Below are 22,161 nucleotides of genomic sequence, written 5' to 3'. Positions count from 1 at the left end.
ACCGGCCGCCGCGTCGCCGACGCCCCGCCGGCCTGCCGCCGCGCCTCCAGGGAGGCCCGCTGATGGACCGCTTCGTCTTCCTCACCGCCGCCGGGCTCGCCCGCGGGGCCGTGCTCGCGCTGTTCGCGCTCTCGCTCGTGATCGTCTGGCGCACCGCGCGAGTGGTGAACTTCGCGCAGGCCGCCATGGCCGCCGCCGCGGTCTACGCCGCGTTCGCCGTCACCGCCGCGACCGGCTCCTACTGGGCCGGGCTCCTCACCGGGCTCGCGGCCGGAGCCCTCCTCGGCGCGGCCGCCGAGCGGGGCCTCATGCGGCGCCTCCCGGTCCACGCGCCGCTGCCGGGGATCATCGTCGCGATCGGGCTGGTCATGGTCCTCCAGGCCGGGCTCGCCATCGCGTTCGGGCCCGAGCACCGGCCGATGCACCCGCCGTTCTCCGAGCGGCCCTTCATCGTCGGCGGCGTCCCGGTCCTCTCCCCGTACGACCTGTTCACGCTCGCGGCGGCCGCCGCCGTCATGACCGCGCTCGCGCTCCTGTTCAACCGCACCTCGCTCGGCCTCCAGCTGCGCGCCGCGGCGTTCGCGCCCGAGACGGCCCGGCTCCTCGGCGTCCGCGTGCCGCGCATGGTCACCCTCGGGTGGGCGCTCTCGGTCGCCGCCGCCTCGCTCGCCGCGCTCCTGCTGGTGCCCACCGAACTCGGGCTCAACCCGCACGCCGCCGACCTGCTGTTCGTGAACGCCTTCGCGGTCGCGGTCATCGGCGGCCTCGACTCCCCGCTCGGGGCGCTCCTCGCCGGGATCGGCGTGGGCCTGCTCGTCAGCCTCGTCACCGGCTACGTCTCGGCCTCGGCGGCCCCGCTCGCGGTGCTCGGCCTCATGACCCTCGTCCTGCTCGTCCGCCCCGGCGGCCTGTTCGCCCCCCGAGAAGCGAGGACCGCATGAAGACCTCCGTCCGGGCCCTGCTCCTCACCGTCCTGGCGATCGCCGCGACCTTCGGCCTCGACCCGTTCCGCAACTACCAGCTCGCCACGGCCGCCGCGTGCTTCGCCGCCGTCGCCGGGCTCACCGTCCTGGTCGGACTCACCGGGCAGCTCTCGCTCGGGCACGCCGTCCTCATGGCCGCGGGCGGGTACGGGTTCGCCTACGCCGCCTCGGCGGTGGACGGCCCGTGGATCGCGGCGCTGCTCGTCGGCCTCGCCGCCGCCGCGGTCGTCGCCGGGCTCCTCGGGCTCCTCCTCGGCGCGGCCGCCGCCCGCCTGCGCGGCCCCTACCTCGCCGGGCTCACGCTCGCGCTCGTCATCGCCCTGCCCGCGGCCGCGAACACGCTGCCGCTCGACGGCGACCAGGGCGCCCGCGCCCCGTTCTTCGCCGTGCCCGAGGCGCTCTCGACGCTCATCGCCGTGGAGCAGTGGCACGCCTGGCTCGCCATCGCGGTCGCCGCGGTCGCCGTGACGCCCCTGGTGGTGCTGCGGTCCGGCCGGGCCGGGCTGCGGATGCGCGCGGTCCTCGACGACGAGACCGCGTCCCGCCTGTCCGGTGTAGACCCCGGGGCGGTGAAGACCGGCGCGTTCGTCGCGAGCGCGGTCCCGGCCGGGCTCGGCGGCGCGGTCCTGGCGATCGCCACCCAGCAGGTCACGCCCGGCGGCTACGGGCTCGCGTTCTCGCTCCTGCTCGTGGTCGCGGCCGTCGCCGGGGGCCTCGGCTCCATCGGCGGCGCGGCCGTCGGGTCAGTCCTCGTGACCGTCCTCCCATGGGCCATCGACGAACTGGTGGCCCTCGCACCGGCCGATCTCGGCCGGCGCCTGGACGGCAACCTCGCCGTCCTCCTCTTCGGCGCCGGCCTCATCACCCTCACGGTGATCTGGCCGGGCGGCGCCTCCCGTCTGCTCGACCGGCTCCGCGCCGCCCGGCCCTTCCGCTTCGCTACCCCTTCCACGACCACAGAGAGGTGATCGGATTGCGAACTCCCAACCCCTTCAAGAACGCGGCGGCCCTGGCCGCGGCGGCGGCGCTCGGCCTGGCCGCGTGCAGCACCCCCGGCGGCGACGAGGACGTCCCCGGCGTCACCGACGACACCGTCACGATCGGCACGCACCAGCCGCTGACCGGCCCGGCCGCGGCCGGGTACTCGGCGATCTCGGCCGCGACGACCGCGTACTTCGAGTACGTGAACGCCAACGGCGGCATCCACGGCCGCGACATCGAGTACCTCGTCAAGGACGACGCGTACGACCCGGCGGCGACGCAGACCGCCGTGCGCGAGCTGGTGACCGAGGAGGACGTCTTCGCCGTCGTCAACGGCCTCGGCACGCCCACGCACTCGTCGGTCCTGGACTACCTCGACCAGCAGGGCGTCCCGGACCTGTTCGTGTCCTCGGGGTCGCTGACGTGGAACCAGCCGAACGTGTACGACAACACCTTCGCGTTCAACGCCGACTACGTGACCGAGGGCGCGGCGCTCGCGCAGTACGCGGTCGAGCAGGACCCGGAGGCCGTGATCTGCGTGCTCGGCCAGGACGACGACTACGGCGAGGGGATCATCGAGGGCGTCGAGACCGTGGTGGGCTCCAACGAGATCGCCGAGGTCCAGAACTACTCGGTGTCCGCGGAGGACCTGACCGCGCAGATCGGCGCGATGATGGCCGCCGGGTGCCAGGTGAACGTCCTCGGCACCATCAACGGGTTCACGGCGATGGCCGTGGGCACCGCGGCGCAGATGGAGTGGTTCCCGAAGTGGTACGTCTCGTCCTCGGGCGCCGACTACCCGACCCTCGCGGGCTACCTCGGCGAGGACCTCGCCCCGGTCCTGCTCCAGGGCATGGTGAGCGTCAACTACCTGCCCTCCAGCGCGGGCGGCGAGTGGGACGCGCTGTTCCGCCAGATCAACGACGAGTACAACGACGGCGCGCCGTACACCGGGAACACCATCTTCGGGATGAGCGTCGGCTACCTGTTCGCCGAGGCGCTCGCCGCGGCGGGCGAGGACCCGACCCGCGAGTCGCTGGTGGCCGCGGTCGAGTCGGGCGACCTGGTGGGCAACGGGATCGTGCCGCTGTCGTTCAGCGGCGACGACCACGCCGCGTACCGGGCCGTGGGCGTCACCACGGTGAACGAGGGCGTCCAGGACTACATCGGCACCACCTACGAAGTGTCCGCGGGCCAGGTGACCTCGGTCGAGCCGAGCCCCGTCCCGCTCGAGAACGAGGGCATCCCCGGCTCGTAGCCGGGACGCCCCAGAGGAGAAGGAGATCGATGACCGACGACGCGCAAGCGCCGGGGCCCGACGTGCCTGGTCTCGACATCGCGGGGCTCGCCCGCTGGCTGGCCCGGGAGCATCCCGGGCTGGCCGGCGGGGGGCCGCTGCGGGCCGCGCTCATCGACGGCGGCCGCTCGAACCTGACGTACCGGGTCGACGGGGGCAAGACGCCGCTGGTGCTGCGCCGCCCGCCCCTGGGCCACGCCCTGCCGACCGCGCACGACATGCGGCGCGAGCACCGGGTGATCTCGGCCCTGCGGGGCACGATCCCGGTGCCGGCCACCGTGGACGTCGTGGACGACACGGCGTCCGGGGAGGTCACCGGCACGGTCTTCTTCGTCATGGAGCACGTCGACGGGCAGGTCCTCGACCATCCGGACCGCAACGCGGACTGGACGACCGCGGGCCTGCACCGCCTCGGCCTCGAGGTCGCCGAGATCCTCGCGGACCTGCACGCCGCCGCGCCCGGCCCGCTCGGGCTCGGCGGCTTCGGCCGGCCCGAGGGGTACCTCGACCGGCAGATGCGCACCTGGCGGCGCCAGCTCGACGCGTCCCGGTCCCGGGAGGTCCCGGCCCTGGACGCGCTCGGCGAGCGGCTCGCGGCCGCGGTGCCGGCCTCGGCCCGGTCGGGGATCGTCCACGGCGACTACCGGCTCGACAACATGCTCGTCGCCGGCCAGCCGGACGCGCCGCGGATCGCCGCGGTCCTCGACTGGGAGATGGCCACGCTCGGCGACCCGCTCGTGGACCTGGGGATGCTCGGCATGTACTGGCACATCAGGGAACTGCCCGGCGGCGAGCGCGCGGCGGGCCCGATCGTGCCCGGCGCCGGCTACCCGTCGTTCGACGAGGTCGCCGACGCGTACGCCGCCCGCGCCGGGACCGCGGTCCCGGACCTGCGCTGGTACCGGGCGTTCGCCTGCTACAAGCTCGCCGTCATCCTCGAAGGCGTCCACTTCCGGTTCACGAAGGGGCAGACCGTCGGCGAGGGATTCGATGCGATCGGCGCGCTCGTCGCGCCGCTGGCCGAGGAGGGCCTGTGGATTTCCGACCGGACGAGATGACCCGCGCGTTCGCCGACGAGGCGCGCACGTTCCTCGACGAGCACGTGCTGCCCGCCGAGCCCGTGCTCGCGAAGCAGGTCGAGGACACGCCCGGCGACTGGCGGGTGCGGCCCGTGGTGCGCGACCTCCAGGAGGCCGCCCGCGAGCGGGGCCTGTGGAACCTGTTCCTGCCGCCCGGCCCGCACGGCTACGGCGGCGGCCTGTCGAACCTGCGGTACGCGCCGGTCGCCGAGCTCACCGGCCGCAGCCCCCGGCTCGCTCCGGCCGCGATGAACTGCAACGCCCCGGACACCGGCAACATGGAGCTCCTGGCGCACTTCGGCACGCCCGCGCAGCAGGAGGAGTGGCTGGAGCCGCTCCTGGAGGCGCGCATCCGCTCGGCGTTCTGCATGACCGAACCGGGCACGGCGTCCTCCGACGCGTCCCAGATCGGCACCCGGGTCCACCGGGAGGGGGACGAGTGGGTGGTCAACGGCCGCAAGTGGTTCGCCACCGGGGCGATGAACCCCGACTGCGCGCTGCTGGTCGTGATGGGCAAGACCGACCCGAACGGGCCGCGGCACCGCCAGCAGTCCATGGTCCTGGTCCCGCGCGGCACCCCCGGCGTCTCGGTCATCCGGCCCCTCACGGTGCTCGGCTACGACGACCGCGACCACGGCGGCCACGCCGAGGTCCTGTTCGAGGACGTGCGCGTCCCCGCGGGGAACCTGCTCGGCGAGGCGGGGGACGGGTTCGCGATCGCGCAGGCCCGCCTCGGGCCGGGCCGGGTGCACCACTGCATGCGGGCCCTCGGCATGGCCGAGCGGGCTCTCGACCTGGTGCGCGGCAGGGCGAACGAGCGGGTCGCGTTCGGCGGCCCCCTCGCCCGCCAAGGGGTCCTGCGCGAGTGGGCCGCGGACGCGCGCGTCGAGATCGAGGCCCTGCGCCTGCTGGTCCTCAAGACGGCGTGGCTCATGGACACCGCGGGCAACCGCGCCGCCATGCAGGAGATCCAGGCGATCAAGGTCGCCGTTCCCCGTGCGGTGCAGCGCATCCTGGACCGCGCGATGCAGGTGTTCGGGGCCGCCGGCCTCTCCGGCGACCACCCGCTGGCCGAGATGTTCACCGCCGCACGGGCACTGCGCCTGGCCGACGGACCCGACGAAGTCCACGTCGCGGCCCTGGGCAAGGCCGAGCTGCGACTACAATCATCCTTAATGGAAGGAGTTGTGCAATGACGCACCGACCCGACCCCGCCATCGACGGTCCCGGCCACGGCACCCTCTCGATCGCCGCCATCCTCGCCGACACCGCGCGCCGCACGCCCGACGCGCCCGCCCTCCACTTCATGGGGCACACCATCCCCTACGGGCCCCTCTGGGACCAGACCCGCGCCTACGCCGGCGCCCTCGCCGCGCGCGGCGTCGGCCGCGGCTCCCGCGTCGCCATGCTCGTCCCCAACGTCCCCGACTTCCCCCGCGTCTACTACGCCGCGCTCGCGCTCGGCGCCGTCATCGTCCCGATCCACCTGCTGTTCAAGGCCGACGAGATCGCGTTCGTCCTCGAGGACTCCGGCACCGAGCTCCTCGTGGCCGCCGCGCCGCTCCTCGCCGAGGCCGCACCCGCCGCCGCCCGCACCGGCACCCCGCTCACCACCGTCCTCGCCCCCGAGGGCCTGGAGATCGGCGGCCACCCGGTGTCCCGCCTCGAAGCCGAAGCGGCGCAGGCCGAACCGATCGAGCGGTACGCCTCCGTCAACCCGCTCGACGCCGCCACCGTCCTCTACACCTCCGGCACCACCGGCACCCCCAAGGGCGCCGTCGGCACCCACCTGGCGATGGTCGAGCAGGTCCACGTCTCGCTCATCGACTCGTTCCCGCTCACCCGCGAGGACGTCGTCTACGGCGGCCTCCCGTTCTTCCACTCCTTCGGGCAGATGGCGGTCCTCAACATCGCGTTCCGGCGCGGGGCCTCGATCATCCTGCTGCCCAAGTTCGACGCCGACGAGGCGCTGGCGCTGCTGATCCGCCACGGGGGGACCGTGTTCACCGCGGTGCCCACGAACTTCGCCGGCATGATCGAGGCGGCCAAGCGCACCGCCGACCGCCCGCCGCTGCGGTTCGCCGTCTCGGGCGGTGCGGCCCTGCCGGTGGCGCTGCTGGAGGCGTTCGAGCGGACCTTCGGCGCGGAGGTCCACGAGGGCTACGGGCTCACCGAGACCGCGCCGTCGGCCACGTTCAACATGGTCGGCGAGCCGATCCGGCCCGGGACCGTGGGGACCCCGATCTGGGGCGTCGACGTCGCCGCCGCGGACCCCGACGTGGAGGACCGGATCGAGCTCCTCGGCCCGGGCGAGCTCGGCGAGATCGTCATCCGCGGGCACAACCTCATGAAGGGGTACCTCGGCCGGCCCGACGCCACCGCGCAGACGATCGTCGACGGCTGGTTCCGCACCGGCGACCTCGGCACGGTCAGCGCCGAGCGGATCGTGACCATCGTCGACCGCAAGAAGGACATGATCATCCGCAACGGGTACAACGTGTACCCCACGGAGGTCGAGGCCGTCCTGGCCCGCCACCCGCACGTCTCGATCGCGGCCGTCTTCGGCGTCCCGCACGAGACGCACGGGCAGGAGGTCCACGCGGCGGTCGTCCCGGCCCAGGGCGCGGCGGTCGACGCCGCGGAGGTCGTGGCGTACATGAAGGAGAAGGTCGCGGCGTACAAGTACCCGCGGGTGGTGCACGTGCTCGAGGAGCTCCCGCTCGGGGCGAGCGGGAAGGTCCTCAAGCGCGCACTGGTCCAGGAGTTCGGCTCCTAGACCGCCTCGCCGATCCGCAGCTCGGCCTCCACGGCGGCGCGGATCGGCGCGGGCACCGGCACCGGGCGCCGCCCGGCGCGGTCCACGAACACGTGCGTGAACCGCCCCAGCGCGAGCGGCGCGCCCCGATCGGGCGCGCCCTCGCGCAGGATCGCCAGGTCCCACGTGACCGAGGTGGCCCCGAGGCGGGCCACCTCGATGTCCACCTCCAGGACCTCCGGGAACGAGGCGGGCGCCAGGAACTCGCACGACGAGGCCCGGGCCAGCCCGATCACGTCCCCGGCCGGGTCCAGGCCCGCGCGGCGCATCATCCAGGTGTTCACCGCCGAGTCCATCGCCTCGTAGTACACGGTGTTGTTCATGTGGCCGTACTGGTCGTTGTCGTTCCAGCGCAGCGGGAACGAATGGCGGTTGGTCACGGCGGCTCCTTCGGGGGCTCCATGGGACATCGACATGCCTCTAACATACCGACCGGACGGTTTCATCGTTCGGCCCGACCCGCCAGGAGCCATCATGACCGACGCGACCACCGGACTCGACGCCGACTTCTACGCCTTCCAGGACCTGCTCACCCCCGTCGAGCAGGAGGCCGCCCTCCGCCTCCGCGACTTCATGGAGCGCGAGGTCCGCCCCATCGCCGACGACCACTGGGAGCGCGCCGAGTTCCCCCACCACCTCATCCCCGGCATCGCCGCCACCGGCGTCATCGGCACCGCCTGGCCCGAGTCCCGCCGCTTCGAGAACAGCGCCCTCTTCCGCGGCTGGGCCGCCGTCGAGATCGCCCGCGTCGACGCCTCCTTCGCCACCTTCGTCGGCGTCACCTCCGGACTCGCCATGGGCGCCATCGGCGTCGGCGGCTCCCCCGAGCAGCGCGCCAAGTGGCTCCCGCCCATGGGCCGCGGCGAGGTCATCGGCGCCTTCGGCCTCACCGAGCCCCTCGCCGGCTCCGACACCGCCCGCGGCCTCCGCACCACCGCCACCCGCCGCGGCGACACCTGGATCCTCGACGGCGCCAAGCGCTGGATCGGCAACGCCACCTTCGCCGACATCACCCTCATCTGGGCCAAGGACATCGACGACGGCCAGGTCAAGGGCTTCATCGTCCCCAAGGACGCCCCCGGCTTCAAGGCCGAGAAGATCGAGCGCAAGCAGTCCCTGCGCGGCGTCCAGAACGCCGACATCACCCTCACCGGCGTCGAGGTCCCCGAATCCGACCGCCTCCAGCGCGTCGACTCCTTCAAGGACCTCGCCGGCGTCCTCGGCCCCACCCGGGTCGGCGTCGCCTGGGAGGCCATGGGCATCGCCGTCGGCGCCCACGAGGCCGCCGTCCGCTACGCCAAGGAGCGCGAGCAGTTCGGCCGCCCCATCGCCTCCTTCCAGCTCGTGCAGCAGAAGCTCGCCGAGAACCTCGCCGACGTCACCGCCGGACTCGCCGTCTGCGTCCGCGTCGCCCAGCTCGAGGACGCCGGGAGGCGCCGCGACGAGCACGCCGCCATGGCCAAGGCCTTCTGCACCGCCCGCATGCGCGACGTCGTCGCGCGCGCCCGCGCCGTCCTCGGCGGCAACGGCATCCAGCTCGACCACGGCGTCGCCCGCTTCTTCGCCGACGCCGAGGCCGTCTACTCCTACGAAGGCACCTACGACATGAACACCCTGATCGTCGGCAGGGCGATCACCGGACACCAGGCATTCGTCTGAAAGGAACCGACATGACCGAGGCCTACATCGCCGCCACCGCCCGCTCCCCGATCGGCCGCGCCCACAAGGGCTCCCTCAAGGACGCCCGCGCCGACGACCTCGCCGCCCAGATGATCCGCGCCGCCGTCGACAAGGTCCCCGCCCTCGACCCGGCCCGCATCGACGACCTCCTCCTCGGCTGCGGCCTCCCCGGCGGCCGCCAGGGCATGAACATGGCCCGCGTCGTCGCCGTCGCGCTCGGCTGGGACACCGTCCCCGGCGCCACCGTCACCCGCTACTGCTCCTCCAGCCTCCAGACCACCCGCATGGCCTTCCACGCCATCAAGGCCGGCGAAGGCGACGTCTTCGTCTCCGCGGGCGTGGAGTCCGTCTCCGGCATGGACGTCGGCTCCAGCGACGCCATCGCCGGCGCCGAACTGGAGAACCCCGTCTTCACCGACGCCATGCTCCGCACCGCCAAGCGCGCCGGCGGCGCCTTCGGCTGGACCGACCCCCGCGACGAGGGCCGCCTCCCCGACCCCTACATCGCCATGGGCCAGACCGCCGAGAACGTCGCCGCGATCCGCGGCGTCACCCGCGAGCAGCAGGACGCCTTCGCCGCCCGCAGCCAGCAGCGCGCCCAGCGCGCCATCGCCGACGGCTTCTGGGCCAAGGACATCACCCCCGTCACCCTCCCCGACGGCACCGTCGTCGCCGCCGACGACGGCCCCCGGCCCGGCACCACGATCGCGAAGCTCGCCGGACTCGACCCCGTGTTCCGTCCGAACGGGACGGTCACCGCCGGGAACGCCTGCCCGCTCAACGACGGCGCCGCCGCCCTCGTGATCGTCTCCGACCGCGTCGTCGCCGAACTCGGCCTCGACCCGATCGCCCGCATCGTCTCCACCGGCGTCTCCGGGCTCTCCCCGGAGATCATGGGCCTCGGCCCGGTCGAGGCGTCCCGGCGCGCGCTCGCGCTGGCGGGCATGGGGATCGAGGACATCGACCTGGTCGAGATCAACGAGGCGTTCGCGGCGCAGGTCATCCCGTCGGCGATGGACCTCGGGATCGACGAGGAGCAGCTGAACGTCAAGGGCGGCGCGATCGCGGTCGGGCACCCGTTCGGGATGACCGGCGCGCGGATCACCTCGACGCTGCTGAACGCCCTGGAGGACACGGGCGGGCGCTACGGCCTGGAGGCCATGTGCGTCGGCGGCGGGCAGGGCATGGCGATGGTGCTCGAACGCCTCTGAGCTTTGATTCCACACGAAAGCGGCGCGGGCCCACAAGGCCCGCGCCGCTTCGGGTCCGCTACTCGGGGACGTAGAGGGTGATGGTCCGCGCGACGAGCGCGGGCTTGTCGGCCCCTTCGATCTCCACGGTCACGTCGTAGCCGGCGCGCACGCCGCGGGCGGTGGCCTCGGCGGAGGCGAGCTCCACGACCGCGCGGACGCGGGCGCCGACCGGGACCGGCTGGAGGAACCGCAGCCGGTCGAGGCCGTAGTTGACGCTCATGGCGAGGCCGTCGATCGCGATGAGCCCGCCCAGGAGCATCGGCAGCAGCGACAGCGTCAGGTACCCGTGCGCGATGGGCCCGCCGAACGGCCCGGCCGCGGCCCGCTCGGGGTCGGTGTGGATCCACTGGTGGTCGCCGGTGGCGTCGGCGAACGCGTCGACGCGGGCCTGGTCGATCTCCAGCCACTTGCTGGTCGCCTTGGCGCCGAGGGCGTTCGCGAGGTCCGCGGGCGAGGCCGCGGTGATGGGACCGCTCATGCCTTCGGCCCTCCCGCCACGTAGAGGACCTGGCCGGAGACGAACCCGGCGTCCTCGGAGCAGAAGTACGCGACGGCGGCGGCGATGTCCTCGGGCTGGCCGACGCGCCCGACCGGGGTCTCCTTGGCGGCGTGCGCGAGGAAGTCCTCGAAGGGCACGCCGACGCGCTCGGCGGTGGCCTTCGTCATCTCGGTCTCGATGAACCCGGGGGCGACGGCGTTCGCGGTGATCCCGAAGCGGCCCAGCTCGATCGCGAGGGTCTTGGTGAAGCCCTGCATCCCGGCCTTCGCGGCGGCGTAGTTCGCCTGGCCGCGGTTGCCGAGCGCGGAGGTGCTGGAGAGGTTGACGATCCGGCCCCATCCGGCCTCCACCATGGACGACTGGACGGCGCGGCTCATGAGGAACGCGCCGCGCAGGTGGACGCCGAGCACGGCGTCCCAGTCGCCCGCGCTCATCTTGAACAGCAGGTTGTCGCGGAGGATGCCGGCGTTGTTGACGAGGATCTGCGGCGGGCCGAGCTCGGCGGCGACGCGCGCGACCGCGGCCGCGGCGGCGTCCTCGTCGGCGACGTCGGCCCCGACGGCGATGGCCTTGCCGCCCTTGGCGTTGATGGCGTCGGCGGTGGCCTGCGCCTGCTCCTCGGCGAGGTCGAGGACGGCGACGGCGTGCCCCTCGGCGGCGAGGCGGCGGGCCGTGGCGGCCCCGATGCCGCGCGCGGCGCCGGTGACGATGGCGGTCCTTGCGGTCATTGGCTTGGGTCCCTTCGAAGGTCAGAACACGATGAGCTGGCGCAGGGCCTCGCCGGAGGCGAGGCGGTCGAGCGCGGCCGGGAGGCCGTCGAGGCCGATCCGGTCGGAGACGAGCCGGTCGAGCGGGAGCCGCCCGGCGCGCCAGAGGTCGGCGTAGCGGGGGACGTCGTCGCCGGGGACGGCCGAGCCCAGGTAGGAGCCGACGACGGTGCGGGCCTCGGCCGTGAGGCGCAGCGGCGAGACCTGCGCGCGGGCGTCGGGGTGGGGGAGGCCCACGGTGACGGTGGTGCCGCCGGGCGCGGTGAGCGCGAACGCGGTCTCGAAGGCCCGCGCCGAGCCGGCCGCCTCCACGACGACGGGCGCGCGCAGGTCCGCGGCCCCGTCGGGGGTGCGGGCCTCGGCGCCGAGCGACCGGGCGAGTTCGAGCTTCGCGGGCACGGTGTCGACGCCGACCACCTCGTGGCCCAGGGCCCGCGCGACGAGGAGCGCGGCCATGCCGACCCCGCCGAGGCCCACGACGGCGACCGTCTCGCCCGCGTTCGGCCTGCCCGCGTTGACGACCGCGCCGCCGCCGGTGAGCACCGCGCACCCCAGGAGCGCGGCGATGTCGGGCGGCACGTCGTCGTCGACGGGCACGACGGAGCTCTCGGAGACCACGGCGTGCGTGGCGAACGCGCTGACGCCGAGGTGGTGGGCGACGGGCTCGCCGCGGCGGCTGAGCCTGACGGCCCCGCCGACGAGCGTCCCGGCGGCGTTCGCGGCGCTGCCGACCGCGCAGGGGAGGCGGCCGTGCGTGCCGCACTCCTCGCACCGGCCGCACCGGGGGAGGAAGGTCATGACGACGCGGCGGCCGACCGGCACGCCGGTGCCGGGCCCGCCGGCCTCCACGATCCCCGCGGCCTCGTGGCCCAGGAGCATCGGCACCGGCCGCACGCGGCTGCCGTCGACCACCGACAGGTCCGAGTGGCAGATCCCCGCGACCTCGACCCGCACCAGCAGCTCGCCCGGCCCGGGGCCGTCGAGCTCCAGCGGCCCCAGCGCGACCGGCCTCGACTCGGCGTACGGCGCGGGCGCTCCGCAGCGCTCCAGCACGGCACCGGTGATCTCCACGGCGACCTCCTCGTCGTTGTGGTGCACGGCCATCATGGCCGCACGGCCCGACCGGACGACGCGGGGCCGCCGATCCCGCTCAGCATACCGACTGGACGGTTTGTAGCGCTACCCCCGTCCCGGACCGAGTCCGCACGCCTCCGGCGGGCCGGGCCCCGCCGCCGGTGTCCCCGAGCGCGACGCGACCGCTCCGCGGCGTGACCGGGCCTGTGGGAAGTTCCACAGAAGGATGCACTCAGTGCATCGTTGCATTTAGTGTAGGCGGCATGGCCGAGACCACCGGGCCCACCGACCGCCGCGCCGCCCTCAAGGCCAAGAGCCGCAGGGCGATCCTCGACGCCGCCGCCGACCTCATGACGAGGCGGCGCAGCGCCGACTTCTCCGTCGACGAGCTCGCCGCCGCCGCCGACGTCTCGCGCCGCACCGTCTTCAACCACTTCGCCACCCTCGAAGACGTCGTCACCGAGGTCTCCGGGCACATGCTCACCCAGGTCGTCGACCGCATGTCCGCCCAGGCCGCCAGCGCCGAGCGCGAGCCCGACACCGTCATCGCCGACCTCGTCGCCACCGCCTCCGCCGACCACCTCGTCCCGATCGTCGTCGAGCTCTTCGCGATCCTCGGCGGCGCCGACCCGCAGCCCGGCAACCGCGAGGCCGTCCTCATGCAGCGCGCGTTCACCCTCTTCACCGAGCGCATGACCGCCGCGATGGCCCGCCGCCACCCCGAGGTCGACGCCCTCGCCGTGCGGCTCCTCGTGGCCGCCTTCTGCGGCGGCCTCCTCGGATTCGTCCACCTCTGGATCGAGGAGACCGGGGCCGCCGACACGCCCGCCTCGCGGCGGGCCTGGGACCGGCTCGTCGCCCGTACCACCGCAGTCCTGCGAGAACCCGGCGCCTGAGCGCCCGAAACACCCGTACCGTCGATTCGTCGAACCGCCGAACCAGGAGACCACATGGCCGAGTTCCTGTACCGCGTCGGGCGCTGGTGCGCCCGCCGCGCCAAAACCGTCATCGCCGCATGGGCGCTGGTCCTCGCGGCCGCCGCCGCCGCGTTCGTCCTCTTCGGAGGCGCGTTCGCCACCACGCTCTCCATCCCGGGCACCCCCACCGAGGAGGTCACCGACCACCTCGCCGAGGCCCTCCCCGAGGCCTCCGGCGGCACCGGCAGCATCGTCGTCGCCACCGAGAACGGCGACGCCTTCACCTCCGCGCAGCAGGCCGCGATCTCGGCGCTCATCGCCGAGGCCGACGACGTCGACGGCGTCGCCACCGTCGTCGACCCCTTCGCCACCGAGGCCCAGCGCGACGAGCAGCAGACCCAGATCGACGAGGGCCGCACCCAGATCGACGCCGGCCTCACCCAGGCCGACCAGGGCCGCACGCAGCTCGAAACCGCCCGCACCGAGCTCGACGCGTCCCAGGCCCAGCTCGACGCCGCCCGCGAACAGGCCGGCGACAGCCCCGAGCTCGACGCCCAGCAGGCCCAGCTCGACGCCGGCTACGCCGAACTCGACGCCCAGCAGGCCGAACTCGACGCCGGCTACGCCGAACTCGAAGCCCAGTCGCTCGCCCTCGAAGAGGGCGCGACCCTCCTCGAACTCGCCGCCGACGCCGGGGTCGTCTCCTCGGACGGGTCCGCCGCGATCGTCACCGTCTCCTTCGACGAGACCCAGATGGAGGTCACGCCCGAGACCAAGGACGACGTGCGCGCCGTCTTCGAGGACTCCCCTGTGGACGGCGTGGAGGTCGACTACTCCTCCGAGATGCAGGACTCCGTCCCCGCCATCGCGGGCGTCAGCGAGGTCATCGGCCTCGTCGTCGCCGGCATCGTCCTCGTCCTCATGCTCGGCACCTTCATCGGCGCCGTCCTGCCGCTCGCCACGGCCCTCGTCGCCGTCGGCATCGGCGCCCTCGCCAGCATGTCGCTCTCCGGGGCGGTCGAGATGACCTCGGTGACCCCGATCCTCGGCCTCATGCTCGGCCTCGCCGTCGGCATCGACTACTCGCTGTTCATCGTCAACCGCCACCGCCGCCAGCTCAAGGACGGCTACGAGGTCGACGAGTCGATCGCGCTCGCCACCGGCACCTCCGGCAACGCGGTCGTCTTCGCCGGCGCCACCGTCCTCATCGCCCTGGTGGCCCTGAACATCACCGGCATCCCGTTCCTCGGCCTCATGGGCTCCATCGGCGCGTTCTGCATCGCGATCGCGGTCCTCGTCGCCATCACCTTCATCCCCGCGCTCCTGCGCCTCGCCGGCCTGCGCATCCTCAGCAAGCGCGAACGCAGGGCACGCGACGCGCACGACACCGCCGAGCGCAAGCCCGACCCGCAGCCGATGCACACCGGCCGCGCCGTCCTGCGCGTCCTCGTCGGCCTCGGCGCCCTCATCGCCGTCGCGCTCCCCGCGATGGACCTGCGGCTCAACCTGCCCGACGGGTCCTCCGAACAGCACGACACCACGCAGTACCAGGCGTACGCGACCATCGCCGACCGGTTCGGCGAGGGCCAGAACGGCTCACTGCTCGTGGTCGCCGACCTCGCCGAGGCCCCCGACGACGCCGCCTCGCTCACCGCGCAGGTCGCCGTCGCCGAGGCCGTCGCCGGCGAGGACGACGTGGTCGCCGTCGCGCCCATCGGCACCTCGGAAGACGGCAGGACCATGGCCTTCCAGGTCATCCCCGAGGAGGGCCCCACCAGCGAGTCCACACAGGAGCTCGTCCACTCCCTGCGCGACCTCTCCGTCGACGGCGTCGAGGAGATCGGCGTCGCCGGCTCCGCCAGCGGCAACATCGACATCTCCGAGATCCTCGCCGACGCGCTCCCGGTCTACCTCGCGGTCGTCGTGGGCCTGTCGCTCATCATCCTGATCCTGGTGTTCCGCTCGATCCTCGTGCCGGTCCTCGCGACGCTGGGCTTCATCCTCAGCTACTTCGCGGCCCTCGGCGGCGTCGTCGCGATCTACCAGTGGGGCTGGCTCGCCGACGTGTTCGGCGTCGACACCCCCGGCCCGATCCTGAACTTCCTGCCGACGCTCCTGGTCGGCATCCTGTTCGGCCTCGCCATGGACTACATGCTGTTCATCGGCTCGGGCATGCGCGAGGCGTACGCGCACGGCGCGCCCGCGCGCCAGTCGGTGGTCCTCGGCGTGCGCGCCGGCCGGTCGGTCGTCACGGCCGCCGCGATCATCATGATGGCGGTCTTCGGCGGGTTCATCTTCTCCCACTCGACGATGATCCGGCCCATCGGCTTCGCGCTCGCCTTCGGCGTGCTCGTCGACGCGTTCCTGGTGCGGATGCTCATCATCCCCGCGCTCATGCACCTGGTGGGCGACAAGGCGTGGTGGCTGCCGAAGTGGCTCGACCGCATCCTGCCCGACGTCGACGTGGAGGGCGCCGCACTGGAGCGGCGCCACCCCCACGAGGAGAAGGCCGAGGCGTAGCGCCGCAGCACGGTCAGGCCCCCTTCGCCGAGCGGCGAAGGGGGCCTTCGCTCATGCTCATGCGCGGGGTCGCTAGCCCCGCGGAGGCCGCCAGTTCGGGTCCCGGCCCAGCACCGCGAGCACCCGCTCCATCGGCCCGGAGTCGGCCGCGGGCATCACGGCGGGACCGAACGGCGCGTAGGGGCCCGTGCGGGACGGCCCGCTCAGCGGCACCTCGAACGCCAGCGTCTCCACGGAGGTGAGCAGCTCCACGCCGAACTCGGGCCGCCGCCCGATGGAGACCCCCACGTCCCAGGCGTGCACCACGTAGTCGATGAAGTGGAACCCCAGCGCGGTCCCGCCGGGCACGGGCAGCTCCCGGTCGGCCCCGGCGAGCAGCGACCAGTCCCGGCCCAGCGCCCCGTCGGCGCCGAACGCCTCCACCACCGCGGCCGCCGAATCGGCGAACGCCTGCGGCGTGGCGGGCACCTCCTCCCAAATGCGCAGCTCGAAGACGTCCCCGCGGGCCGCGGCGGCGAACCCGAGGTTCTGCGCGGTCATGTGGGCGAGGAGCCGCCCGAGGTCCCACCCCGCGCACGGCGTGGGGAGGTCGAAGCGCTCGACCCGGTTGACGAGGTCCACGGCGGTCGCCATGGCCGTGCGGTGATACGTGAGGAGTGCGGTCATGATCGGGATCATAGGACCCCCGCGCCGGGTCCGATACGATGCCGGTCGGCGCCCCCGTCCCGACGGGCGGGACGCCGGTACCAGAAGGAGTCCCACATCAGTTCAGAGACCGACCGCCTGGTCGCGTTCAGCACCCAACTGCGCACCGTCCACCAACGCCTCCGCCGGGCCCTCGACCTGGCCCGCCGCTCGATCGACGGCGAGTTCGAGGAGGTCGGCGCCGACCTCCTCGTCTACTGCCGCGGCTTCTGCGCCGCCCTCAGCGGCCACCACCAGAGCGAGGACCGCGGCCTCTTCCCCGAGATCACCGCCGCCCACCCCGAGCTCGCGCCCGTGATCGCCAACCTCGTGCGCGACCACAACATGCTCGAACACCTCCTCGGCGGCTTCGCCGCCGCGATCGACGCCCGCGCCGACGACGACACCCTCCACCGCCACCTCGACGGCATCGGCGCCGTCATGGAGACCCACTTCGGGTACGAGGAGCGCCAGCTCCTCGCCGTCCTCGACACCCTCGCGCTCGGCGGCGATCCCAAGGCGCTCCTGGGAGAACTCGCCTAGCGTCAGCCGAAGGCCGTCGCCAGGGCCGCCCAGACGACCGGGTTGTCCTCGGGGCGGCCTTGGGCCTCCCAGGCGGCGGCCTTGGTCCGCTGCCAGGCGTTCAGGGCCGCGACGGGATCGGGGGCGTCGTGGGCGGCGTCCACGGCGGCGACGGCCTCGGCGAGGAGCGGGGGCAGGCCGGCGAAGCGGCGCAGGCCCTCGTCGGTGGGGAGCGTCCAGCGGGTCGCGGTCACGTAGCGGGCGCCCGCGTGGAGGGCCGCCGCGACCAGGCCGACCGGCTCGGCGAAGCGGACCTCGCCGCCGCTCTCGCAGGCGATGAGCGCCACCCGGTCCGGCATCGCCCAGCCCTGCGGCGCACCGGGACGGTGGCCCAGCAGCAGGTCCGCGGCGGTGAGCGGCCGGTGCCCGTTGACGACCGCGGCGCGGCCGGTGGTCCCCGGGCCGCAGCTCAGGTGCAGGCGGGCGTCGAGCCCGTGCTCGGCGATGGTCACGTGGCCCACGTACAGGAACCGCGCGGCGGTCGCCAGGAGCGGCTCGATCGCGTCACGGTCCACATCGGACCTCCGGAAGGGGTCGCCCGCCGGGATCAGCCTGGAGCCCAGCCCCTCGGCGAGCTTCGCGAGCGGCGAGCCCGCCTCGACCTCGCCGAGGACCGAGCCCAGGTCGCGGCCCGCGCCGGGGACCTTCGGGTCGAGGACCGCCACCACCGGGCCGTCCGGGCGCCACTCGGACCGGCGGCGCGCGGGGGAGTTGCGCACGGTCGCGGGCGGGAGCACCGAGAGGTCGGCGTTCGCGACGAACCGCTCGCCCTCGTCGACCCGCAGTGCCTCCCAGGGGACCTGCGCGGTCGAGAGGGACGGCTGGATGCGCACGTGCGGCCGGAGGCCCTGCTCCAGGAGGGCGTTCATCTCCTGCGCGAGCCGGTAGGGGATGAGCGAGCGCGCGAGCGCGGTCGCGAGGCCGGCCTCCCGGTCGCGGTCCACCAGAGGGCCGGTGAGGGAGCGTTCCAGGGCCTGCTCGACCGTCTCGCCCGGCAGCGGCGTCGGCAGCGCCTCCGCGAGCGCGTCGAGGGCGGGCCGCACCCGGCCCTCCTCGACCATGACGTTCTGGATCGCGCCGAGGTCGTGCTCCCACCGCCACGAGTAGTAGAGCCCGTCGGCGTCGACGAGCTTGAGCTGCACTGCAGGCCGGTTCACCACGTGTCGATCACCTCGTCGGACCGGATCGGGAACCCGTAGCGCCGCTCGGTCTCCCGGATCCACGGCTCCAGCTGCGACTCGCGCCAGGGGTTGACGCGCAGCCGCGGCGGCAGCGCGAAGCGCACCGGCGGGAAGTCGCCCGAGGCGCCCGTGACGAAGGCGGAGGCGGCGAACGACAGGAGCTCGCCGTCCGGTTCCGGCACCGGGAGCTCCGGCGGTTCGGGGGGCGGCGCGAAGGCCGCCGCGGCCGGGGCGTGCAGGGCGACCGTGGCGCTCATGTGCTCCAGGAGCTCCGAGACGAGCGCGCCGACGCCGAGCGCCGCCGCGAGGCTCAGCGCGTGCGCCATCGCCGGGACGGCGACCGTGGCCGCCCACCGCTCGCGGGGGCCGCCGGGGGCGAAGCCGTGGCGGATCGCGTCGGTGGCGAGGGCGGCGGGGACGGCGAGGTCGAAGGCGAAGCGCAGGTACGTCTGCTGCTCGCCGGGGTCGGCGGCGAGTTCGGCGCGGCGCGTGAACGCGAACGCGCGGCGCTGGTCGATGCGCGTCAGGTGGTACAGCGCCCCGGCGTCCGCGTAGGTCCGCCACGCCTCCAGGTGGGCCGCCTCGGCCGCGTCGAAGTCGCCCTCGGCGGCCAGCAGGTCGCCTTGGAGCGCAAGCGCTTCGGCGAGCATCACGGCGTGCCCGGCCTGGCGGAGGGCGGCGGTCGCGGCGGGGAGGAGCGCCTTCGCGAGGGCCGGGTCGCCGGTCTGGAACGCGGCGTGGGCGCGGGTGTAGCGCAGCTCGGCGGCGCGGAGCGGCTGCTCGGCCGCGTCGAGGGCCTCCTCGGCGGCGGCGAGGAGGCGCAGCCCCTCGGCGTGGTCGCCCGCGCGCATGGCCGCGCGCCCCCGGTTGGCGGCGGCGAGGGCGGCCGACGCGGTGTCGCCGGACGCGGTGTGGATCTGCTCGGCGAGGCGCAGGTAGGCCGCGGCCTGCTCGTGGTCGTTGCGGGACTGGGCGATCAGCGCGAGGTTGGCGTACGGGTGCCCGGTCAGGCGCGGGTCGGCGGCCGCGGCGAGTCCGAGGGTGCGCCTCGCGGCGGCCTCGGCCTCCTCCCAGCGTTCGAGTCCGATGAGGAGGACACTGCGGGAGTTGAGGATCGAGACCCGGAGGTAGACGTCGTCGGCGCCGTCGCCGGTGGTGATCGCCTGGGCCGTATCGAGGTCGGCGAGGGCCTCGTCGAGGCGGCCGAGGAGCTGGAGGGTCTGGGCGCGGTTGACGAGCAGGGAGGCGCGGACCGCGACCGTCCCGTACCGGTCGCCGGCCTGCGCCTGGGCCGCGTCGCAGGCGGCGAGGGCCTCCTCGGCGAGCAGCAGTGCCTCGCCGGTCTCGCCCCGCCCTTCGGCGAGCGCGGCGAGGTTCCCGAGCGCGCGGGCGCGGCCGTCCAGCCCGGCGGCGTCGGCGTCGGCGACGCGGGTCAGCGCCACGGCCCGCTCCAGGAGTGCGGCGGCCTCGGTGCCGCGGCCCTGCCCGGCGAGCCGGGCGGCCTCGTTGTTCAAGTCGCGGAACGCCGTCCAGCGCGGCCCGCTGGACGCTCTGCCGCGGATGCCGATCACGTCGTCGCTCATGCGGCGGACCGCTCGGTGAGCGTGGCGTCCGGGGCGGTGGGCCTGGTCCGGGCGAACGCGACGATCGCGTCGCGCCGGTCGGGCGGCACCTCCGAGGCGAACCCGGGCGCGCGCAGCTCGACGACGCGCGTGGAGGCCGGGAGCATCAGGAACCCCTGCGGCGCAGGGGTCTCGCCGACGAACGTGTTGCTCGGCGGGTCGAAGCGCAGGTCGACGGCGGCGCCGCCGACGCGGGCGCTGAGCGGCCCTCGGACGGTGTCCGGCGCGGCGGGCACCGTGACCGCGATGACGAGGGCGCCGTCGCGGTCGACCAGCTGCCAGGTCGCCTCGGCGGCCGCGTCGACCAGGCCCTGCGGGACGCGGCCCCAGTCCACCGGGGTGGCCCCGGAGCCGAGCGTGAAGCCGCCCGCGGGCCCGCCGCCGGCCGCCAGGGCGTAGTCCTCGCGGGCGGGGGCCCGCTCGCTCAGGGCGGTCCCGTAGTCGTCGGCGAGGTCGTCGAGCGCGGCGCGCAGGGCGGCGGCCTCCGGGACCGCCTCGAACGCGGCCAGCGAGCCGAGGTCGACCCCGGCGAGGGCCCGCTCGACGGCGTCCTCGTCGTCCAGGAGGTGCTCGGTCCCGGAAGTGCGCCAGGCGATCTCGGCGCGCAGGAGGCCGCCGGGGAGCGCCGGGACGGCGGCCGCGTGGGAGGACGGCCACCAGGCCTCGGCCCAGCGCAGGTGCGCGAGGTCGCGGGCGGCGTCGAGCACGGGCGAGGTCCACTCGGTGTCGACCGCCGTCGCGTCGCCGAGGATCGCGGCGGCAGCGTCGGGCCCGTAGACCTCCCACAGCCAGTCGGCGGCGGCGCGCGCGTCGAAGACCTCGGCGGCCGGGTGCGGCCGCCGGTCGAGGACGTCCCAGTGCAGCAGCGCGCCGCGGGCCTCCACGAGCGCGGTCCGCTCGGGGTGGGGCGGGCGGGTCCCGACCAGGGTCCCGGCGGCGGTCCGCGCGACCGCGAAGGCGGTCACGACCGGTCCGCCTCTCGTGCGAGGGAGCGCTTCAGGCGGTCGCGCTGGTCCATGACGACCGAGCGCAGCGCCCCGTCGAGGAGGTCCCACACCCCGTCGGCGGCGGTGGCCTCGCCGCGCAGTTCGCGGCCGTGCAGGCGCACCCACAGCCGCCGCAGGTACGCGCCCCTGGTGCCGCGCACCTCGACGCCGATGGCGGAGGCGTCGGGGAGGCGCAGGACGCGGTGGACGTACGACTCGCGGCGCCACCGGTGCAGCAGGCGCGCGTTGGCGTCGCTGGCGGGCCGGGCGTCGTCGGCGCCGAGTCCGGCGCTCGCGCCGCGGCCCAGGGCCATCGCGACGCGGCTCGGCTCCTCGGCGAGCTGCCACGGCGCGGCGGAGCGCGCGATCTCCCCGGTCACCAGGGACGGCACGTCGGCCATGGACTCGCGCTGGAACCAGGTGGTCAGCCCCGCGAACAGACGCTCCATGATGGACCTGTCGAAGGGCTTGGGGAGGCTGCGCTTCGCGGCGCGGTCGCCGAGTTCGGGGGCGGCAGGGCGCTCGTGCGCGGTGAGGCCGTGGTCGAACGCGACGCCGGGGCGGTCGAGGTCGGCGGCTTCGGCGGTGCCGGCGCCGGCGTCCGCCAGGGCCTGCCACAGGCGCGGGTCCGGGGCGGTCGCGCAGTCGTCGAGGAACGCGGCGAGGCCGGGCGCGGGGCCGTCCGGGGCGTCGGGCGGGCGGGCCCGGTGCGACCAGGCGTCGCGCAGCAGCCCGGTGAGCTCGGCGGTGCGGGCGGGGTCGGTCAGGAAGCGGCGCAGGCGGTCCGCCGAGACCTCGCCGCGTTCGGCGTGCACGTCGTCGACGGCGGCGGCCGCGATGCCGGCCGCGTCGGGGAGCGCGGCGGGGTCGCCGTGGAGGTGCGCGAGCTCGTAGCAGCGCTGGAAGTACAGGTCCTGCGGGTGGCCCTCGGTGACGCCGGCGCGGCGGCGGGCGCGCTTGAGGAGCTGGAACCAGGCGGCGGTCGCGGCGAGGGCGGGCCCGGCGTCGAGGATCGCCCGGCGGAGCGCGTCGACGTGCTCGACGGCGACGGCGCCGCCGGAGAAGCGGGGGTTCTGGGCGGGCCGCAGGACGAGCGGGTCGAGCAGGAGCTTCACGGTGCGCGCAAGCGGCCGGCCCGAGGCGTTGCTCAAGGGCGCCACGGCATCGCCGAGCTGGGACCAGGCGTCGGCGACGAGCATTCCGCGCGGGACGGCCGCCGAGGCCGCGAGGCCTTGGACCAT

The 22,161-nt window shown here is 74.7% G+C and carries 20 protein-coding genes; 11 read left to right on the top strand and 9 right to left on the bottom strand.

The features are described from left to right. The 6 genes from ABD419_RS22265 to ABD419_RS22240 all read left to right on the top strand — a co-directional run. Positions 1-941, top strand: a 941-nt coding sequence (locus tag ABD419_RS22265; RefSeq protein WP_344491379.1) for a branched-chain amino acid ABC transporter permease, incomplete at its 5' end; no start/stop codon positions are given. After that, positions 938-1,951 (top strand): branched-chain amino acid ABC transporter permease, encoded by a 1,014-nt coding sequence (locus tag ABD419_RS22260; protein WP_344491376.1) that lies wholly within the window; start codon positions 938-940, stop codon positions 1,949-1,951. The genes ABD419_RS22265 and ABD419_RS22260, both read left to right, overlap by 4 nt. Next, the gene (locus tag ABD419_RS22255) at positions 1,948-3,222 is read left to right on the top strand and encodes an ABC transporter substrate-binding protein (RefSeq protein WP_425556163.1); all 1,275 of its coding nucleotides are present in this window, start codon (positions 1,948-1,950) and stop codon (positions 3,220-3,222) included. Before ABD419_RS22260 ends, ABD419_RS22255 begins: the two co-directional genes overlap by 4 nt. A 29-nt stretch (positions 3,223-3,251) precedes the next feature. Then, positions 3,252-4,319 carry a phosphotransferase family protein gene (locus tag ABD419_RS22250; protein ID WP_344491372.1) on the top strand — a complete coding sequence of 356 codons (1,068 nt, stop codon included), beginning with the start codon at positions 3,252-3,254 and terminating at the stop codon, positions 4,317-4,319. After that, positions 4,295-5,536 carry an acyl-CoA dehydrogenase family protein gene (locus tag ABD419_RS22245; RefSeq protein WP_425556162.1) on the top strand — a complete coding sequence of 414 codons (1,242 nt, stop codon included), beginning with the start codon at positions 4,295-4,297 and terminating at the stop codon, positions 5,534-5,536. The genes ABD419_RS22250 and ABD419_RS22245 overlap by 25 nt, the downstream gene beginning before the upstream one ends. Next, the gene (locus tag ABD419_RS22240; RefSeq protein ID WP_344491369.1) at positions 5,533-7,116 is read left to right on the top strand and encodes an AMP-binding protein; all 1,584 of its coding nucleotides are present in this window, start codon (positions 5,533-5,535) and stop codon (positions 7,114-7,116) included. Before ABD419_RS22245 ends, ABD419_RS22240 begins: the two co-directional genes overlap by 4 nt. On the opposite strand, the gene ABD419_RS22235 is transcribed toward ABD419_RS22240, so the two are convergent. Next, positions 7,113-7,535 carry an acyl-CoA thioesterase gene (locus ABD419_RS22235; RefSeq protein WP_425556161.1) on the bottom strand — a complete coding sequence of 141 codons (423 nt, stop codon included), beginning with the start codon at positions 7,533-7,535 and terminating at the stop codon, positions 7,113-7,115. The genes ABD419_RS22240 and ABD419_RS22235 overlap by 4 nt on opposite strands. Before the next feature lie 94 nt (positions 7,536-7,629). Here ABD419_RS22235 and ABD419_RS22230 point away from each other — a divergent pair, with 94 nt between their 5' ends. Both ABD419_RS22230 and ABD419_RS22225 read left to right on the top strand, forming a co-directional pair. After that, positions 7,630-8,814: an acyl-CoA dehydrogenase family protein gene (locus ABD419_RS22230; protein WP_344491366.1), complete on the top strand. Its 1,185-nt coding sequence runs from the start codon at positions 7,630-7,632 to the stop codon at positions 8,812-8,814. A gap of 11 nt (positions 8,815-8,825) precedes the next feature. Next, positions 8,826-10,046: an acetyl-CoA C-acetyltransferase gene (locus ABD419_RS22225; RefSeq protein WP_344491363.1), complete on the top strand. Its 1,221-nt coding sequence runs from the start codon at positions 8,826-8,828 to the stop codon at positions 10,044-10,046. A gap of 58 nt (positions 10,047-10,104) precedes the next feature. On the opposite strand, the gene ABD419_RS22220 is transcribed toward ABD419_RS22225, so the two are convergent. From ABD419_RS22220 to ABD419_RS22210, 3 genes are read right to left on the bottom strand one after another with little or no spacing between them, the layout of a single operon-like run. Then, positions 10,105-10,566, bottom strand: coding sequence for a MaoC family dehydratase (locus ABD419_RS22220; RefSeq protein WP_344491360.1), 462 nt, complete (start codon positions 10,564-10,566; stop codon positions 10,105-10,107). Next, positions 10,563-11,315, bottom strand: a complete 753-nt coding sequence (gene fabG, locus ABD419_RS22215; RefSeq protein ID WP_344491357.1) for a 3-oxoacyl-ACP reductase FabG — start codon at positions 11,313-11,315, stop codon at positions 10,563-10,565. Before fabG ends, ABD419_RS22220 begins: the two co-directional genes overlap by 4 nt. Before the next feature lie 21 nt (positions 11,316-11,336). Then, the gene (locus tag ABD419_RS22210) at positions 11,337-12,425 is read right to left on the bottom strand and encodes an alcohol dehydrogenase catalytic domain-containing protein (protein ID WP_344491388.1); all 1,089 of its coding nucleotides are present in this window, start codon (positions 12,423-12,425) and stop codon (positions 11,337-11,339) included. Between the two features lie 266 nt (positions 12,426-12,691). Between ABD419_RS22210 and ABD419_RS22205 the strand changes: the two genes are divergently transcribed. Both ABD419_RS22205 and ABD419_RS22200 read left to right on the top strand, forming a co-directional pair. Next, positions 12,692-13,324, top strand: coding sequence for a TetR/AcrR family transcriptional regulator (locus ABD419_RS22205; RefSeq protein WP_344491353.1), 633 nt, complete (start codon positions 12,692-12,694; stop codon positions 13,322-13,324). 54 nt (positions 13,325-13,378) lie between these two features. After that, positions 13,379-15,865 (top strand): MMPL family transporter, encoded by a 2,487-nt coding sequence (locus ABD419_RS22200; protein ID WP_344491350.1) that lies wholly within the window; start codon positions 13,379-13,381, stop codon positions 15,863-15,865. A gap of 72 nt (positions 15,866-15,937) precedes the next feature. On the opposite strand, the gene ABD419_RS22195 is transcribed toward ABD419_RS22200, so the two are convergent. Continuing rightward, on the bottom strand, positions 15,938-16,531 hold the full coding sequence (locus tag ABD419_RS22195) for a TIGR03086 family metal-binding protein (RefSeq protein ID WP_344491347.1): 594 nt from the start codon (positions 16,529-16,531) through the stop codon (positions 15,938-15,940). Here ABD419_RS22195 and ABD419_RS22190 point away from each other — a divergent pair. Then, positions 16,508-17,092 carry a hemerythrin domain-containing protein gene (locus ABD419_RS22190; RefSeq protein WP_344491344.1) on the top strand — a complete coding sequence of 195 codons (585 nt, stop codon included), beginning with the start codon at positions 16,508-16,510 and terminating at the stop codon, positions 17,090-17,092. The two genes, ABD419_RS22195 and ABD419_RS22190, sit on opposite strands and share 24 nt — an antisense overlap. A 2-nt stretch (positions 17,093-17,094) precedes the next feature. Here ABD419_RS22190 and ABD419_RS22185 read toward each other — a convergent pair whose 3' ends face one another. Genes ABD419_RS22185 through ABD419_RS22170 form a run of 4 tightly spaced genes read right to left on the bottom strand, consistent with a single transcriptional unit; the run spans position 17,095 to position 22,161 of the window. Beyond that, the gene (locus tag ABD419_RS22185; RefSeq protein WP_344491341.1) at positions 17,095-18,288 is read right to left on the bottom strand and encodes a CHAT domain-containing protein; all 1,194 of its coding nucleotides are present in this window, start codon (positions 18,286-18,288) and stop codon (positions 17,095-17,097) included. After that, positions 18,285-19,895, bottom strand: coding sequence for an ATP-binding protein (locus tag ABD419_RS22180; RefSeq protein ID WP_344491338.1), 1,611 nt, complete (start codon positions 19,893-19,895; stop codon positions 18,285-18,287). The genes ABD419_RS22185 and ABD419_RS22180 overlap by 4 nt, the downstream gene beginning before the upstream one ends. Beyond that, positions 19,892-20,899: a hypothetical protein gene (locus ABD419_RS22175; RefSeq protein ID WP_344491335.1), complete on the bottom strand. Its 1,008-nt coding sequence runs from the start codon at positions 20,897-20,899 to the stop codon at positions 19,892-19,894. The genes ABD419_RS22180 and ABD419_RS22175 overlap by 4 nt, the downstream gene beginning before the upstream one ends. Then, positions 20,896-22,161, bottom strand: a complete 1,266-nt coding sequence (locus ABD419_RS22170; protein ID WP_344491332.1) for a hypothetical protein — start codon at positions 22,159-22,161, stop codon at positions 20,896-20,898. Before ABD419_RS22170 ends, ABD419_RS22175 begins: the two co-directional genes overlap by 4 nt.

Origin of the sequence: Glycomyces endophyticus, from assembly GCF_039531525.1 — a bacterium.
Classification (GTDB): domain Bacteria; phylum Actinomycetota; class Actinomycetes; order Mycobacteriales; family Micromonosporaceae; genus Glycomyces; species Glycomyces endophyticus.
Note: the sequence above shows the minus strand (reverse complement) of the source record. Positions and strands in the feature narration are given on the sequence as shown.